The sequence below is a fragment of the Streptomyces sp. NPDC028314 genome (genome assembly GCF_055565795.1).
In genome coordinates this window covers 15,673-32,110 of sequence record NZ_JBVHTP010000016.1, presented here as the reverse complement: position 1 = coordinate 32,110, position 16,438 = coordinate 15,673, and the positions used below count along the sequence as shown (strand labels likewise).

The 16,438-nt window shown below is 72.3% G+C and carries 12 protein-coding genes; 3 read left to right on the top strand and 9 right to left on the bottom strand.

Annotation, left to right across the window (positions count from 1 at the left end; translation table 11 throughout):
• Positions 1–40: 40 nt before the first annotated feature.
• The 9 genes from ACZ4TG_RS30870 to ACZ4TG_RS30830 form a co-directional block, all read right to left on the bottom strand.
• Positions 41–1,396, bottom strand: coding sequence for a pseudouridine synthase (locus ACZ4TG_RS30870; RefSeq protein WP_468168975.1), 1,356 nt, complete (start codon positions 1,394–1,396; stop codon positions 41–43).
• Positions 1,396–2,025, bottom strand: coding sequence for an SMC-Scp complex subunit ScpB (gene scpB / locus ACZ4TG_RS30865; protein ID WP_468168972.1), 630 nt, complete (start codon positions 2,023–2,025; stop codon positions 1,396–1,398). Before scpB ends, ACZ4TG_RS30870 begins: the two co-directional genes overlap by 1 nt.
• Positions 2,022–3,035 (bottom strand): segregation and condensation protein A, encoded by a 1,014-nt coding sequence (locus ACZ4TG_RS30860; RefSeq protein ID WP_468168969.1) that lies wholly within the window; start codon positions 3,033–3,035, stop codon positions 2,022–2,024. The genes scpB and ACZ4TG_RS30860 overlap by 4 nt, the downstream gene beginning before the upstream one ends.
• A gap of 102 nt (positions 3,036–3,137) precedes the next feature.
• Positions 3,138–3,650 carry a hypothetical protein gene (locus ACZ4TG_RS30855; protein WP_468168966.1) on the bottom strand — a complete coding sequence of 171 codons (513 nt, stop codon included), beginning with the start codon at positions 3,648–3,650 and terminating at the stop codon, positions 3,138–3,140.
• Positions 3,635–4,795, bottom strand: coding sequence for a ParA family protein (locus ACZ4TG_RS30850; RefSeq protein WP_468168963.1), 1,161 nt, complete (start codon positions 4,793–4,795; stop codon positions 3,635–3,637). Before ACZ4TG_RS30850 ends, ACZ4TG_RS30855 begins: the two co-directional genes overlap by 16 nt.
• 326 nt (positions 4,796–5,121) lie before the next feature.
• Complete coding sequence (ald, locus tag ACZ4TG_RS30845) at positions 5,122–6,237, bottom strand: alanine dehydrogenase (RefSeq protein ID WP_468168960.1); 1,116 nt, start codon at positions 6,235–6,237, stop codon at positions 5,122–5,124.
• A gap of 152 nt (positions 6,238–6,389) precedes the next feature.
• Positions 6,390–8,354: a tetratricopeptide repeat protein gene (locus tag ACZ4TG_RS30840; protein WP_468168957.1), complete on the bottom strand. Its 1,965-nt coding sequence runs from the start codon at positions 8,352–8,354 to the stop codon at positions 6,390–6,392.
• A gap of 183 nt (positions 8,355–8,537) precedes the next feature.
• Positions 8,538–9,167 (bottom strand): NUDIX domain-containing protein, encoded by a 630-nt coding sequence (locus tag ACZ4TG_RS30835; protein ID WP_468169422.1) that lies wholly within the window; start codon positions 9,165–9,167, stop codon positions 8,538–8,540.
• A 100-nt stretch (positions 9,168–9,267) separates the two neighbouring features.
• Positions 9,268–10,905 (bottom strand): CTP synthase, encoded by a 1,638-nt coding sequence (locus ACZ4TG_RS30830; RefSeq protein WP_468168954.1) that lies wholly within the window; start codon positions 10,903–10,905, stop codon positions 9,268–9,270.
• Between the two features lie 507 nt (positions 10,906–11,412).
• On the opposite strand from ACZ4TG_RS30830, the gene ACZ4TG_RS30825 reads away from it, so the two are divergent.
• The 3 genes from ACZ4TG_RS30825 (at position 11,413) to ACZ4TG_RS30815 (ending at position 16,371) form a co-directional block, all read left to right on the top strand.
• Positions 11,413–13,218: a glycoside hydrolase family 15 protein gene (locus ACZ4TG_RS30825; protein ID WP_468168951.1), complete on the top strand. Its 1,806-nt coding sequence runs from the start codon at positions 11,413–11,415 to the stop codon at positions 13,216–13,218.
• A 128-nt stretch (positions 13,219–13,346) separates the two neighbouring features.
• Complete coding sequence (locus ACZ4TG_RS30820; RefSeq protein WP_468168948.1) at positions 13,347–14,729, top strand: FAD-binding oxidoreductase; 1,383 nt, start codon at positions 13,347–13,349, stop codon at positions 14,727–14,729.
• 22 nt (positions 14,730–14,751) lie between these two features.
• Positions 14,752–16,371 (top strand): PucR family transcriptional regulator, encoded by a 1,620-nt coding sequence (locus ACZ4TG_RS30815; RefSeq protein WP_468168945.1) that lies wholly within the window; start codon positions 14,752–14,754, stop codon positions 16,369–16,371.
• Positions 16,372–16,438 lie beyond the last annotated feature (67 nt).

The window sequence follows — 16,438 nt, the reverse complement described above, 5'->3', positions numbered from 1 at the left end:
CTGCGGGGTCCTGGCGGGCCGGGCCCGCGGACCGGGGGTCCTACAGACCGACCTCGCGCATGAGCATGCCGACCTCGGTGTTGGTCAGGCGGCGCAGCCAGCCGGACTTCTGGTCACCGAGCTCGATCGGGCCGAAGGAGGTCCGGACGAGCTTCTCGACGGGGAAGCCCGCCTCGGCCATCATGCGGCGGACGATGTGCTTGCGGCCCTCGTGCAGGGTCACCTCGACCAGGTAGTTCTTGCCGAGCTGGTCGATGACGCGGAAGTGGTCGGCGCGGGCGTAGCCGTCCTCCAGCTCGATGCCGTCCTTGAGCCGCTTGCCGATCTCGCGGGGCAGCGGGCCGGTGATGGCGGCGACGTACGTCTTCTTCACGCCGTACTTCGGGTGGGTGAGGCGGTGGGCGAGCTCACCGTGGTTGGTGAGCAGGATGATGCCCTCGGTCTCGGTGTCGAGCCGGCCGACGTGGAAGAGACGGGTCTCACGGTTGGTGACGTAGTCGCCGAGGCACTGGCGGCCGTCGGGGTCCTCCATGGTGGAGACGACGCCGGCGGGCTTGTTCAGCGCGAAGAACAGGTACGACTGGGTGGCGACGGTCAGGCCGTCCACCTTGATCTCGTCCTTCGGCTGGACGCGCTTGCCCTGCTCCAGCACGATCTGGCCGTTGACCTCGACGCGGGCCTGCTCGATGAGCTCCTCGCACGCCCGGCGCGAGCCCATGCCGGCACGGGCGAGGACCTTCTGCAGGCGCTCCCCCTCCTGCTCGGCACCCGGGAAGGTCTTGGGGGTCTTGATCTCGGGCCGGCCCTCGTACCGGTCGCGTACGCGCTCCTCGATCCGCGCGTCCAGCTCGCGGGGGCGCGACTGGCCGCTGCGGCTGCCGGGGCCGCTGCGCGGGCCGCCGGCCCCGCCGATGCCGGGGGTCCGGGAGGTGCGGGGGGCGCCCTTGGCTCCACCGCGCGCCGCCGCGCCACGGGCACCGCCGCGGTTGCCGTCGCCGGCGCCGCGGGCACCGCCGCCGCCCGCCTTGGCACCGCCGCGGCCGTTGCGCTCGCCCTCGGGGCCTACGTCGTAGCGACGCTCCTCGGGGCGGGGGTTGCGGGGACGCTGGGGCGCCTGGTCGCGGTCGCGGTAGCCGCCCGCGCCGGAACCACCGGAACCGCCCGAGCCGCCGGAGCCGCCCGAGCCACCGCCGCGGTAACCACCGCCACCGCTGGAGCTGCCGCCGCCGGAGCCGCCGCCGCGGTAGCCGCCACCGGAGCCGCTGCCACCGCCGGAGCCGCCGCCGCGGTAACCACCGCCGCCGCCGGAGCTGCCGCCGCGGGAGTTGCCACGCCCGCCACCGCCGCCGCTGCTGTTCCTGTTGCCGCCACCGTTGCCGTTGCCGCTGCTTCGCATCAAAGTTCCGTCGTCTTGTCGTCTTCAAAGTAGTCCGGGGCGTACGGTGCCTCCGGATCGAACGACGGAACACCCTCTTGCGTCTCGGCTTCGATCGCGTCCGCCTCGGGGAGGAAGGGCGCGAGCTCCGGGAGCTCGTCCAGGCCGCGCAGGCCCATCCGCTCCAGAAAGTAGTTCGTCGTCCTGTACAGGATCGCACCTGTTTCGGGTTCCGTCCCCGCCTCGGCCACCAGACCCCGCTGGAGGAGGGTCCGCATGACCCCGTCGCAGTTGACTCCGCGGACCGCCGAGACCCTTGATCGGCTCACCGGCTGGCGGTACGCGACGACCGCGAGGGTCTCCAGCGCCGCCTGGGTCAGCCGGGCCTGCTGGCCGTCCAGTACGAAGGCCTCCACCGCCGCCGCGTAGCGCGCCCGGCTGTAGAACCGCCACCCGCCGGCGACCAGCCGCAGCTCGAAGCCGCGCTCCTGGGCGGTGTACTCGTCGGCCAGCTCGCGCAGGGCGCCGGCGACCTCGCGGGGGGTCCGCTCCAGCACCTTGGCCAGGTGCTCCTCGGTCGCGGGCTCGTCCACGACCATGAGGACCGCCTCCAGGGCGCCCTTGAGGGCCAAGTCCGCCACCTCGGTCATTCCTTCGCCTCCACGATCTGGTCGAACTCGTCCGTCACCCTCGGCATCCCGTCGCCGTCCCCGCCGCTCCAGCGCACGGTGAGGGCCTGCAGCGCCTCCTCCTGGTCCAGGACCACGGCCTTCTCCCGGTAGAGCTCCAGCAGGGCCAGGAAGCGCGCCACGACGGTCAGGGTGTCCGGGGCGTCCTCGGTGAGCTCCTGGAAGGTGGCCTCGCCGCGGGCCTTGAGCATCGCGACGACCAGCCCCGCCTGCTCCCGGACGCTGACGAGCGGGGCGTGGATGTGGTCGACGTAGACCTGGGGCCGTGCCTTGGGCTGCATGGCCTGTACGGCCAGCCGGGCGAAGCCCTCGGCGCCGATGCTGATGACCACCTCGGGGAGCAGCTCGGCGTGGTGCGGCTCCAGTCCGACGGTGCGCGGGTAGCGCTTGCCCTCGTCCTCCGCCCGGCGCTCGAAGATCTCCGCGATCCGCTTGTAGGCCCGGTACTGGAGCAGCCGCGCGAAGAGCAGGTCCCGGGCCTCCAGCAGCGCGAGGTCACCCTCGTCCTCCACCTCGGCGGCGGGCAGCAGCCGGGCGGCCTTCAGGTCGAGCAGGGTGGCGGCCACGACGAGGAACTCGGTGGTCTGGTCGAGGTCCCAGTCGGGTCCCATGGCCCGGATGTGCGCCATGAACTCGTCGGTGACCTTGGACAGCGCGACCTCGGTGACGTCGAGCTTGTGCCGCGAGATCAGCTGGAGGAGCAGGTCGAAGGGCCCCTCGAAGTTCGCCAGCCGCAGCGTGAACCGGCCGTCGCCCGCGGCGGCCTCCGCCGCCGCGCCCGGCTCCCCGCCCGCTTCCGGCCCTCTGACGGGCCCCTCAGGGGCCTCGGGCTCCTGGCCGGGCACCTCGCCCCCGCCGGGCTCCGCGCTCCCCTCAGGGGCCTCCAGGGCCTCTGGGGGGTGCTCGGCGGCGCCCGGGCCGCGGCCCAGGTGGCGGCGGGTCGGACGGCCGGGATCGGAGGGAGGGGGCATCGGGGTCCAGGGTGGTGCGGAGGGCGGTGCGGACGGGCCGGCACGACGGTGCCGCCGGGGGCGACGTTAGCGGTCCGGCCCGCGCCCGCGCGTCAGGCGCCGTCAGCGCCCGCGCAGTCTCCGTACGAGGATGCTCGCGTCGCCCCGGGACTCCAGGTCCGCGAGGACCACGGCGACCGCCTCGCGGACGATGCGGCCGCGGTCGACCGCCAGCCCGTGCTCCCCGCGCAGCACCAGCCGCGCGTGCTCCAGGTCCATCAGCTCCTCGGCGGAGACGTAGACCGTGATCTTCTCGTCGTGCCGCTCGCGCCCGCTCGGCCGGCGGTTGGCGCCCCGGCCCTGGCCCTTGCCGCGCCGCGGCGCGGAGGCCCCGGCGGCGGCAGCGGCGGTGACAGAACCTTCCTGCGGCCTGCGCTGTGCGCCGACCGCGGGCTCGCCGGCCTCCCGGCCGCGCCCTTCCGCCGCGCCCTCCGCCGGGTTCGCCGAGTGCTCCGGCTGCGCGGAGCCGCCCGAGGACTCCTCGGCTCCCCTCCTCGGCGAGGAGGACTGGAGTGCCATCCCACCGGTCGTACGGAACAGTTCGTCGGCTCCGGGCAGACTCACTCGGCGGGACACCGGGCGAGCACCTCCCTGGCCAGCTGGCGGTAGGCGGCGGCGCCGACGGAGTTGGAGGCGTACGTGGTGATCGGCTCACCGGCGACCGTGGTCTCCGGGAAGCGCACCGTCCGGCCGATGACCGTGTGGTAGACGTGGTCGTCGAAGGCCTCGACGACGCGCGCCAGCACCTCGCGGCTGTGCACCGTACGGGAGTCGTACATCGTGGCGAGGATGCCGTCGAGCTCCAGCTCCGGGTTGAGCCGCTCCTGCACCTTCTCGATGGTCTCGGTCAGCAGCGCCACACCGCGCAGTGCGAAGAACTCGCACTCCAGGGGGACGATGACCTTGTGAGCCGCCGTCAGGGCGTTCACGGTCAGCAGGCCGAGCGAGGGCTGACAGTCGATCACGATGTAGTCGTAGTCGGCCATCAGGGGCTTGAGGGCCCGCTGCAGCGTGGACTCGCGCGCGACCTCGCTGACCAGCTGCACCTCGGCGGCGGACAGGTCGATGTTGCTCGGCAGCAGGTCCATGTTGGGGACCGCCGTCTTGAGCAGCACCTCGTCGGCCGACATGCCCCGCTCCATGAGCAGGTTGTAGACCGTCAGGTCGAGTTCCATCGGGTTCACGCCGAGGCCCACGGACAGTGCGCCCTGGGGGTCGAAGTCGACGAGCAGCACGCGGCGCCCGTACTCGGCGAGCGCGGCACCCAGGTTGATGGTCGACGTGGTCTTGCCCACGCCGCCCTTCTGGTTGCACATCGCGATGATCTTCGCCGGACCGTGGTCCGTCAGCGGACCCGGGATCGGGAAGTACGGAAGAGGCCGTCCGGTCGGGCCGATCCGCTCACGGCGCTGTCTGGCAGCGTCGGGGGCGAGAGTGGCCGCGTACTCGGGGTCGGGCTCGTACTCCGCGTCGGGGTCGTAGAAGTGCCCTTCGGGCACGTTTTCGTAGTCGGCGAAACCCACGGGCTTTTCGCCGCTCAGGTCGCCGGCCCTGGAGTTCACGTCTAGGCCGTCCATGCTCTTTTGGGGCGTCGTCATGTGCTGGTGGTTTGCGAAGGTGCGGACTGCGACGGAGCCGACAGCTTCGATTCCGGCAGGGCCCTGGCCCCGCGCAGGCGTTCCTGCTCGACCACCCCCAGGAGCAAATGTCGACTCATTCACAAGTCGTCTTACCTCCTCGGACGTGACCAGGACACTTATCGATAGGTCAGCGTGGCACCATGCCGACGGTTGGCGACTCTATGGCGTGTCACCGCCCAGCGGCAACACAATCCGCCGGACCCGGCACGATGTGTCGGCAACCGAACACCACTCTGTCAAGGGCGTACGAGCTGTCGCCGCGAAGTTTCGCAGGTGTGCGAAAGGGTTAAAGGGTTACGTTCGAGGCGAGTTGAACCGCCCCGTCACGTACTCCGCAAACGCCTCCGGCCGGACCTTGCGAGCAAGGTCCGGCCGGATACGTGAGATTGACGTCAGTCGTTGACGGGTCAGCCGAGCAGCGTGTTCAGCTCGAGCGTCGGCAGACCGTGGGCCTCGGCGACGGGGCCGTAAACGACCTGGCCGTCATGGGTGTTGAGGCCCAGGCCGAGCGCCGGGTCACGGCGCAGCGCCTCGACCCAGCCGAGGTTCGCGAGCTGCACGATGTACGGCAGGGTCGCGTTCGTCAGGGCGTAGGTGGAGGTGTTCGGAACCGCGCCCGGCATGTTGGCGACGCAGTAGAAGACCGAGTTGTGGACCTTGAAGGTCGGCTCGGCGTGGGTGGTCGGACGGGAGTCCTCGAAGCAGCCGCCCTGGTCGATCGCAATGTCGACAAGAACACTTCCGGGCTTCATCTTGGCGACGAGCTCGTTGGTGACCAGCTTCGGGGCCTTCGCACCCGGGATCAGCACCGCGCCGATGACGAGGTCGGCCTCGACGACGGCCTTCTCCAGCTCGTAGGCGTTGGAGACGATCGTCTTGATCTTCGTACCGAAGATCTTGTCGGCCTCGCGGAGCTTGTTGATGTCCTTGTCGAGCAGGGTCACGTGGAAGCCCATGCCGATGGCGATCTGCGCGGCGTTCCAGCCGGAGACGCCGCCGCCGATGACCACGCACTCGCCGGCGTGGGTGCCGGGGACACCGCCCGGGAGGACGCCGCGGCCGCCGGCCGAGCGCATCAGGTGGTAGGCGCCGACCTGCGGGGCCAGGCGGCCCGCGACCTCGGACATCGGGGCGAGCAGCGGGAGCGCGCGGTTCGCGAGCTCGACGGTCTCGTACGCGATGGCGGTGGTGCCGGACTCCAGGAGGGCGTCCGTGCACTCGCGGGAGGCCGCGAGGTGCAGGTAGGTGAAGAGGGTCTGGTCCTTGCGGAGGCGGTGGTACTCCTCGGCGATCGGCTCCTTGACCTTCAGCAGGAGGTCCGCGGTCGCCCAGACCTCGTCGGCGGTGCCGAGGATCTCGGCACCGGCCGAGACGTACTCCGCGTCCGTGATCGAGGAGCCGACACCGGCGTTCTGCTCGACGAAGACCTGGTGGCCGTTGCGGACCAGCTCATGCACGCCGGCGGGCGTGATGGCGACCCGGAACTCGTTGTTCTTGACCTCGCGGGGGATGCCGACCTTCATCGTCGATCACGGTCCTTGGCTCAGGGGATATTACGGGGCACTTCCATACATACCCGCCCACAAGAACGCGCAACGGGATGCACCACGGGATGTCGTGGTGAAGCCAGTCTAATGAAGGACGACGCGCTGTCTAGCCTTGCAAACAAATAATCTCAGTCGGAATCACTGCGGATTTCGCAGGCTGCGGGGTCATCTCCCAGCAATCTGTCGGCTGCGGAACGGTGCAGCCTGGCAGCCGCCGGATCACCCAGCCGGTCCAGCGTGTCGGCGAGGCGGACCTGCAGCGCGGCCTGAAGCCGCAGGTCCCCGGCCCGGCGTGCCAGCTCGATCGCCTCGCGGCAGGTGTGCAGCGACTCCTCGGGCCGCCCGGCGTACTCCTGAATGCGCGCCATCTCGCTCAACGCCTTTGCCTGGCCCGGGACATCGGCCAGTTTCCGATACCCGGCGGCGGCCGCCCGCCAGCTGCGCAGCGCGTCCCCGTACCGGCCGGCGTAGGTGTGCACGTTGCCGAGCCGGCCGTACAGCCTGGCCTCGTCCGCGCGCTCCCCCCGGGCGAGGGCCTGGGACAGGGCCCGGCCGAACCAGTCGGAGGCCCGGTGCCAGTCCGCCAGCTCCAGGTACGCGCCGCCTACGGATTCCATCGCGCGGCCCGTCGCGTACGGATCGTTCGCCGCCCTTCCGGCGTCCAGCGCGGCCCGGTAGCGCTCCAGCGCCTCGTGGGTGCGGCCGGTCTCGGCGTCCAGATCGGCCAGGTTCAGCAGCGCGGCGGCCTGCTCCCGGTGCAGGTTCCGCCGCTCGGCCACGTCCAGGACCAGGCGGTGCAGCCCGTACAGCTCGGGGGCGGCCGCCTCGGTGCCGCGGTGCTCCGCCAGGGCCCGCACGAGGGCCGCGACCAGCCGCCGGGCCAGGGTGTCCAGCTGCCCGTCCGCCACCGCCAGGGTGGCGGAGGCGGACAGGGCGGGCAGCCGGGTGTCCAGCCAGGTGGCGGCGGACCGCCGGTCGGGGAAGCGGAGCGCGCGCGGCAGCCCGTCCAGCCGCTCCCGCACGAGGTCCTCGTCCCCCTCGGCCATGGCCCGGCAGGAGGTCAGCAGCCGTACGGTCCGCTCCAGCATCCGGGCCCGCGCCAGCTGCACCTCCGCCGGCCGCTCCCTGGTCTCCAGCAGGGCCTGGAGCAGGGGCGCGAGGCAGCCGGGCAGCAGGAACAGGCCGTCGGGCGCGTGCCGTACGAGGCCCAGCCCGGCGAAGTCCTCCAGCGTGGACTGCGCGGCGGCCACGGAGCAGCCGGCCAGGGCGGAGGCGGTGTGCGAGTCGAGGATCCCGGCGGGTGCGAGCGGAAGCAGCCTCAGGGTCCGCTGGGCGGGCTGCGGCAGCCCCTCGTAGACGAGCCGGAAGGCGCGGGGAAGCGGCCCGCCGGTGGCGGCCGGCATGTCGTGGAGCTGCTTGGCCACATCGGCCACGGAGGCCTTGGGGTGGGCGGCGAGCCAGCCGCCGACCAGGGCCAGCGCGGCGGGCTGCCCGCCGCACTCCTCGGCCAGACCCTCGGCGGCGCGCGGGTCGACGGTGATCCGGGTGTCCCCGATGCGCTGGGCGAGCATCTGGACGGCGGAGGGGGTGTCCAGCCCGCCGAGGGTGCACGGGCGGACGTCCGGGATCCCGGTGAGCGGCCCCTCGGCGGTGACGACGACCAGGCACTCGGGGGTGTCCGGCAGCAGGGCGTCGACCTGGTGCGGGTCGGCGGCGTCGTCGACGAGCAGGATCGCCCGCCTGCCGGTCAGCGCCGTCCGCAGCGCGGAGCTGAGGTCGTCCTCCCCGGCGCCGGGCGGGGTCGGCTGCCCGAGTCCCTCCAGCAGGGTCCTGACGGCCCGCTCGGTGGGCACGGTCTCCCCGCCGGGCGCGGTGAGGCGCACCCTGACGACCCCGTCGGGGTACTGGTGGCGGACCTCCCGCACGAACGCCTCGGCCAGCGCGGTGCGCCCCGACCCCGGCCGTCCGGCGACGAGCAGCACCCGGGCGCGGGGCGCCTTGGCCTTCCGGCCCGAGAGGGTGTCGAGCCCGGTCCGTGCGATGTCCTCGCGCAGCTCCTTGAGCTCACGCCGCCGCCCGACGAAATCCGTCACGGATCCGCTCCTCTCCCTGCCTTAGGGTTGCCGAGCGTAGTTCACGCAGAGCGACGACCCGTGTGGAGCGCGGCGGACAAATCGCCCGATCGGATCAGCCGATGGTCACACCACACCCCCCATTGGCCCCGTCGGCCCCCTCCGCACCCCCGGCCCGGGGTCCCGTGAGGCCGGGTCCGGCGGCTACGCCTCGTACGGCCGGGCCGGCCAGGGGGCCTGCGCCGGCCGCAGGGTGTCGAGGCCGCCCTCGGAGGCGAGGGCGGCGGACAGCGCCAGCACCCCTGACACCAGGCCCGGGTTCGCCACCTCGCCCGCCAGGATCCCCCGTACCAGCTCCGCTACCGGAACCCGGGCGAACTCCATGTCCGCCTCCTCCTCCGACACCTGGAAGCGCTCCCCCTCGGCCTCCGCCAGGTCCCGCGCCAGGAACACCCGGATCGCCTCGTCGGACCCGCCGGGCGACGCGAAGAAGTCGACCAGCACCCGCCAGTCGCCGGCCTTCACGTGCGTCTCCTCGTACAGCTCCCGCTGCGCCGCGTGCAGCGGGTTCTCGCCCGGCACGTCGAGCAGCCCCGCGGGCAGCTCCCACAGCTTCCACCGCACCGGGTGCCGGTACTGCCTCAGCACCAGCACCTGCCCGTCCTCGTCCAGGGCCAGGACGCAGACCGAGCCCGGGTGCACCTGGTAGTCCCGGCGGACCGTCGCGCCGTCCGGCATGCGGACCACGTCGGAGTTCACCGCCGTCTTCGCGCCCTCGAACGGCCGCCGGGTCGACACCGTCTCCCAGGTTTCCGGCGTGTCCTTGATGTCGATGCCCATCCCGAATGCCCTCCACAACGTGCGACAGCCGGGGTACGGATCTCCGTACCCCGGCTGTCTACGTTATGCGGTCAGACCGTCAGGTCCCGCAGGCTCACTTGGCCGACTGCTGGCGCTCCACCGCGGCCTTGACCAGACCCGCGAACAGCGGGTGCGGCCGGGTCGGGCGGGAGCGGAGCTCCGGGTGGGCCTGGGTGGCCACCAGGTAGGGGTGGACCTCGCGCGGGTACTCGACGTACTCGACGAGCTTGTTGTCGGGGGACGTGCCCGAGAAGACCAGACCGGCCTTCTTCTCCAGCTCGCCGCGGTAGGCGTTGTTCACCTCGTAGCGGTGGCGGTGGCGCTCGTCGACGTAGGGCAGGTCGCCGTAGGCCTCACGGACGATCGAGCCCTCGGCCAGCTTCGCCGGGTACATGCCCAGACGCATGGTGCCGCCCAGGTCGCCCGCGCCCTCGACGAAGGCCAGCTGCTCCTCCATGGTCGAGATGACCGGGTGCGGGGTGGAGGCGTCGAACTCGGTGGAGTTCGCGTCCTCGATGCCCGCCAGGTTGCGCGCGGCCTCGATGACCACGCACTGCAGGCCCAGGCACAGGCCGAGCAGCGGGATCTTGTTCTCGCGGGCGTACGTGATCGCGCCGACCTTGCCGTTGACACCGCGGTCGCCGAAGCCGCCGGGCACACAGATCGCGTCCACGTCGCCGAGGACCGCCGCGGCGCCGGCCGGGGTCTTGCAGTCGTCGGACTTGACCCACTTGATCTGGACCCGGGCCTTGTTGGCGAAACCGCCGGCGCGCAGCGCCTCGGTCACCGACAGGTAGGCGTCGGGCAGGTCGATGTACTTGCCGACGAGCGCGACCTTGACCTCGTGGTCGGGGTTGTGGACCCGGTCCAGCAGGTCCTCCCACACCGTCCAGTCGACGTCGCGGAAGGGCAGGTCGAGCTTGCGGACGACGTACGCGTCCAGGCCCTCGGTGTGCAGCACCTTCGGGATGTCGTAGATCGACTTGGCGTCGATCGCGGCGACCACCGCGGCCTCGTCGACGTCGCACATCAGCGAGATCTTGCGCTTGATGGTGGTGGGGACCTCGCGGTCGGCGCGCAGCACGATCGCGTCGGGCTGGATGCCGATGTTGCGCAGCGCCGCGACCGAGTGCTGGGTCGGCTTGGTCTTCAGCTCGCCGGACGGGCCGATGTAGGGCAGCAGCGAGATGTGCACGACGAAGACGTTGTCGCGGCCGACCTCGTGGCGGACCTGGCGGACGGTCTCCAGGAACGGCAGCGACTCGATGTCGCCGACCGTGCCGCCGACCTCGGTGATGACGACGTCGACGTCCTCGGTCGCCATGCGCCGGATGCGGCTCTTGATCTCGTTGGTGATGTGCGGGATGACCTGCACGGTGTCACCGAGGTACTCGCCGCGCCGCTCCTTGGCGATGACCTGCGAGTAGACCTGGCCGGTGGTGACGTTGGCCGAGCCGTCGAGGTCGACGTCCAGGAAGCGCTCGTAGTGGCCGATGTCCAGGTCGGTCTCGGCGCCGTCGTTGGTGACGAACACCTCACCGTGCTGGAAGGGGTTCATCGTGCCCGGGTCGACGTTCAGGTAGGGGTCGAGCTTCTGCATCGTGACCCGCAGGCCGCGCGCCTTCAGCAGCGCACCCAGGCTGGAGGCCGTCAGGCCCTTGCCGAGGGACGAAGCGACACCCCCGGTGACGAAGATGTGCTTGGTCGTCATGGCTGTGCTGTTTCGAAAAGCAGCGGGCGGCGTCGCCAAGAGGGGGCTCCCGTGGTCGCGAAGTGAGGTGCGTCCGGCGCCGGCCTCCGTCGAACCGGAAGGCTCTCAGGGGGCGCCGAAGCTGCGGTTTCGGGGCTCCTGATTCGCACAGGCAGACCACCGGTCCACGGGGTACCAGCCTATCAGCGCCCGGGCCGGTCCGCCTCCGGCCACGCGCCGGGGCACTCCGCACGACCGTGCGCCGGGCCTCCGGCGCGGACGTTCCCCCTGGTCACCCGTTTGGCCGAGCCACATTGTTCCGAGACTTAAGGGGATCACTAGGGTGCCGTCATATCCTGCTCGAATATCGCTGCACATCGTCGCCGAGCAGTCCGGCACACGGCGTAACCACGCCGCTTCCGGAATCATGGGGCTCGACGCGATGATTCCTACACACATGGGGACCGCGCAAACGCGCAATGCAAGCGCCCTCAGGGGCGGACGTGGCCGTTCGACTGGAGATGCAACGTGTCCGGGCGCATCGAGGATTACGCACTGATCGGGGACATGCAGACCGCTGCGTTGGTCTGCAGGGACGGAGCCGTGGACTGGTTGTGCCTGCCACGGTTCGATTCCCATGCCGTCTTCGCGAGCATTCTCGGCACCGAGGAACACGGGTTCTGGCGGGTCGGCCCCGCGGTCCCGTCCGGCACCCCGGCCCCGCGGGCCGACCGCCGGCGCTATCGCGGTGACTCCCTGGTGCTCGAGTCGGAGTGGGACACCCCGCGCGGGACCGTCCGCGTCATCGACTTCATGCCGCCGCGTGAGGATCACGCGCCGCAGCTGATCCGCGTCGTGGAGGGCGTCAGCGGACGCGTCCCGATGCGCTCGGCCCTGCGCATGCGCTTCAGTTACGGGCGGGTCGTGCCCTGGGTGCACAAGGTGGACGGGCGCACCGTCGCCGTCGCCGGCCCGGACTCGGTCTGGCTGGACACCGACGCGCAGACCTACGGCAAGGACCTGACGACGTACTCCGACTTCACCGTCGGGCCCGGCGACCGGGTCACCTTCGCCATCAGCTGGCAGCCTTCGCACAAGGGCGCACCCGAGACCCCGGACGCCGAGGAGGCGCTGGCGGCCACCGCGGAGTTCTGGCGCGAGTGGGTCGACCAGTGCACGTACCACGGCCCGTACCGGGAGGCGGTGGTCCGCTCCCTGATCACCCTCAAGGCCCTCACGTACGGCCCCACGGGCGGGATCGTCGCCGCGCCGACCACCTCCCTCCCGGAGGAGATCGGCGGGGTCCGCAACTGGGACTACCGCTACACCTGGCTGCGCGACGCCGCCATCACCCTGTCCTCCCTGCTGCGCACCGGCTACCGCGACGAGGCCTCCGCCTGGCGGGACTGGCTGCTGCGCGCGGTGGCCGGCGACCCCGAGAACCTGCAGATCATGTACGGGATCGCGGGCGAACGGGAGCTCGGCGAGACCGAGCTGGACTGGCTTCCCGGGTACGAGAACTCGACCCCGGTCCGCGTCGGCAACGGCGCCGCCCACCAGCTCCAGCTCGACGTGTACGGCGAGGTCACCGAGGCCCTGCACCTGGGCCACATGACGGGTCTGGCCCGCAACGACTACGCGTCGCTGCTCCAGCTGAAGCTGATCCGCTACCTGGAGACCCACTGGAACGAGCCGGACGAGGGCATCTGGGAGGTGCGCGGCCCGCGCCGCCACTTCGTGCACTCGAAGGTGATGGCGTGGGTGGCCGTGGACCGCACGATCAAGCTGATCGAGAGCGGGGACGCGGACGGCCCGCTGGAGCGCTGGCGCGAGCTGCGCGACGAGATCCACGCGGACGTCTGCGAGAAGGGCTACGACAAGGACCGCAACACCTTCACCCAGTCGTACGGGTCGAAGGAGCTGGACGCCTCGCTGCTGCTGATCCCGCAGATGGGCTTCCTGCCGCCGGACGACAAGCGGGTCATCGGCACCATCGAGGCGATCCAGCGCGAGCTGTCGACCCCCGACGGTTTCATCCTGCGCTATCCGACGGCCGGCGAGGAGTGCGGCGTGGACGGCCTGGAGGGCGACGAGGGCGCCTTCCTCGCCTGCTCGTTCTGGATGGCCGACGACCTCGCGATGATCGGCCGGGTCGACGAGGCCCGCCGGCTCTTCGAGAAGCTGCTCTCGCTCCGCAACGACCTGGGGCTGCTCGCGGAGGAGTGGGACCCCAAGCTCCAGCGCCAGGTCGGCAACTTCCCCCAGGCGTTCAGCCATGTCCCGCTGATCGACACCGCTCTGCGGCTGACGGCGAGCGGGGCGTACGGGGGCTGACGCAGCGCCCGCCCGGGCCCTGCCGGTGCGGTCGACGCGCCGGCGGGGCCGGGGCGCCGGTCGCCGGTGGGGCCGGGCCCGCCTAGCCTGGAAGGGTCCTGTGTGCCCCTCTCCGGAAGGGGGCGGCCATGGCTCCCCCATCGAAGACCGGCGCGGCGCTGACCGCGCTCCGCGAAGACCTGTCCGGCGATGTCCTCGTCCCCGGCGATCCGGGCTACGACGAGGCCCGGACCGTCTTCAACGGCATGATCGACCGACGGCCCGCGGTGATCGCCCAGTGCGAGAGCGAGGCGGACGTGGTCACGGCCGTACGGTTCGCCCGGGAACTCGACCTGCGGGTCGCCGTGCGCGGCGGCGGCCACAGCGTCGCCGGCACGGCACTGGGCGACGGGGCGCTCGTGGTGGACCTGCGCCGGATGAACGAGGTGACGGTGCATCCGGCGGCGAAGGCCGTACGGGTCGGCGGGGGCGCCACCATGAGCAACCTGGACCGGGCGTGCGAGCCGCACGGCCTGGCCACCACCGGGGGCCGCGCCTCCACCACCGGCGTCGGCGGCTTCGTGCTCGGCGGCGGTTCCGGCTGGCTGGAACGGAAGTTCGGCCTCGCCGTGGACAACCTGCTCGGGGTGGACCTGGTCACCGCCGACGGGGAGTGCGTGACCGCGACCGCCGAGGACAACCCGGAGCTGTTCTGGGCCCTGCACGGCGGCGGCGGGAACTTCGGGGTCGCCACCGCGCTGACGCTGCGGCTGCACGAACTGCCCGCCATGTCGGTCGCGATGCTCATGTACGCGCCGGAGCGGGCCGCGGAGATGACCCGCCTGTACCGGGACCTCATCGAGTCCGCGCCGCCCGAGGCGGGCGGCGGGGTGATCCACCTGACGGCGCCGCCGGAGCCGTTCGTCCCGCCGCACCTGGTCGGCACCTTGCTGTGCGGTGTGCTGCTGACGTACGCCGGTCCCGAGGAGGCGCTGCGGAAGCTGGCGGAGCCGCTGCTGGCCGTGCCGCACGAGGTGGAGATCGTCACCGGGATCCCGTACGCCGACCTCCAGTGCATGATCGACGACCCGCCGGGGCTGCGGAACTACTGGTCCGCCGAGTACCTGACGGGCCTGCCCGACGAACTGGTCGACGTCTACTGCGCCCGCGCGGCCTCCATGCCGGTCCCGACGGGCACCCAGCACATCCTGTTCCCGCTGGGCGGGGCCGTCGCCGACGGGCCCGCGGAGTTCCCGGTGCCCTACCGGGACGCACCCTGGGCGGTGCACCCCTTCGCCGTCTGGGAGGACCCGGCCGACGACGAACGGTGCATGCGGTGGGTGCGCGACGTACGAGACGACGTACAGCCCTGGAGAACCGGAGCGGTGTACCTCAACTTCCTCGGCGACGAGGGCGAGGCGCGGGTCGAGGCGGGTCTCGGCGAGGAGAACCTGCGGCGGCTCGCGGCGGTGAAGCGGCAGTTCGACCCGGACAACGTCTTCCGGTTCAACCACAACATCAAGCCGGCCTGAGGCCCTGGTAGCGTCCCGCGACATGGACAACCAGGGCGGGATCACCGTTCAGCGGGCGCTGGAGCTGCCGGGACTGCGCGGCGGCCTTCCGGAGGTGGTGGCCTGCGCCGACCGGCTCGGCCGGACCGTGCGCTGGGTGCACGCCGGCGAGGTCCCCAACATCGCCTCGCTCCTCAAGGGCGGCGAGCTGCTGCTCACCACCGGCCTGGGCCTGGGCACCCGGCCCGCCGAGCAGCGTGCCTTCGTACGCCGCCTCGCGGACCGGGGCATCGCCGCACTGGTCGTCGAACTGGGCCCGCGGTTCACCCGGCTCCCGGCGACCCTCGTCGAGACGGCCCGCGCGGCCGGTCTCCCGCTCGTCCAGCTGCACCGCGAGGTCCCCTTCGTGGCGGTGACGGAGGAGGTCCACACCGAGATCGTCAACGGCCACTACGCCCTGCTCCAGCGCGCCGAGGAGGTCCACCGGCGCTGCACGGAGGCCCTGCTGGGCGGCGGCGGAATCCCCCAGGTGCTGCGCATCCTGGCCGACTTCACGGCGAACCCGGTCTTCCTGGAGACCCCCGACGGCCAACTGCTGTACGCGGCCGGGCCGGTGTCCGGGGAAGCGGCGGCGGACCCCCTCCAGGTGTGGGAGGGGCTGCGGGGCCAGCGCGAGGCGGAGCCGTCCGGCAACGCGGTGGTGGTCGACGTCCCCGGCGGCGGCCACGGAACGGGCTCGGTCCGGGCGCGCCTCGTGCTGCTCGGGGTGTCGGCCCCGCTGCTCCCCGTGCACCGGATGGCGGCGGAGCGCACGGCGGGCGTGCTGGCGGTCGTACTGATGCAGGCCCGGCAGGAGGACGAGCTGGCGGCGCGCGGCCGCGGAGACTTCCTGACGGACCTCGCGGAGGGCCGCATCTCGGCCGAGGACGCTCCCGCGCAGGCCCGCGTACTGGGCTTCAAGCCGGGAGCGGGCCCGCTGCTGCCGGTCGTGATGCGGCTGGCCACGGACCTGGGGCCGTCCGGCAACTGGGCGGTGCTGGCCCGGGCGGTACTGGAGGAGCTGTCTTCGGTCGGTGTCCCGGTGCTGCTGGGCGTCCGCCCGGTGGAGGGCCGGGTCCCGCTCCTGGTGTCCTTGCGCGCCGAGTCGGAGCGCACGCCGGTGGCCGACCGGGTCGCCGCCGCGCTGCGCGCCGGGGTCGAACGCGCCGGCCTGGACCGGGCGGGGGCGCCGCCGGCGGTGGTCGTCGGCGTCTCGGGCAGCTGGGCGGCGGCCTCGGCGGGCCTGCGGCACGCCGCGGAGACGGCGACGGCGGCCCACGGCCTCCCGCCGCGGCCCTGGTACGACGCCCGCCGCCTGGACATCGACCTGCTGCTGTGGCGGCTGCGCGAACACCCCGACCTGGCGGCCTTCGTGGACCGCGCGATCGGCGCCCTGCGCGTCCACGACACCACCTCGAAGCCGCCGCTCCTGCCCACCTTGGAGACCTACCTGGCGCACGCGGGCCGCAAGGCGGAGACGGCCCGCGAACTCCACTTGAACCGCCAGACGCTGTACAACCGGCTGGCCCGCATCTCGGAGCTCCTCGGCACGGACCTGGACGACCCCGAGACGGTCCTCTCCCTCAGCCTCGCCCTCCGCGCCCGCCGCCACACCGCCTCCTGAGGCCCCGCGGCCCCGGCCGCGCCCCACGGCGCGCGGGCCCGGCGGTGTCCGGGCCCGGCGGTCTCCG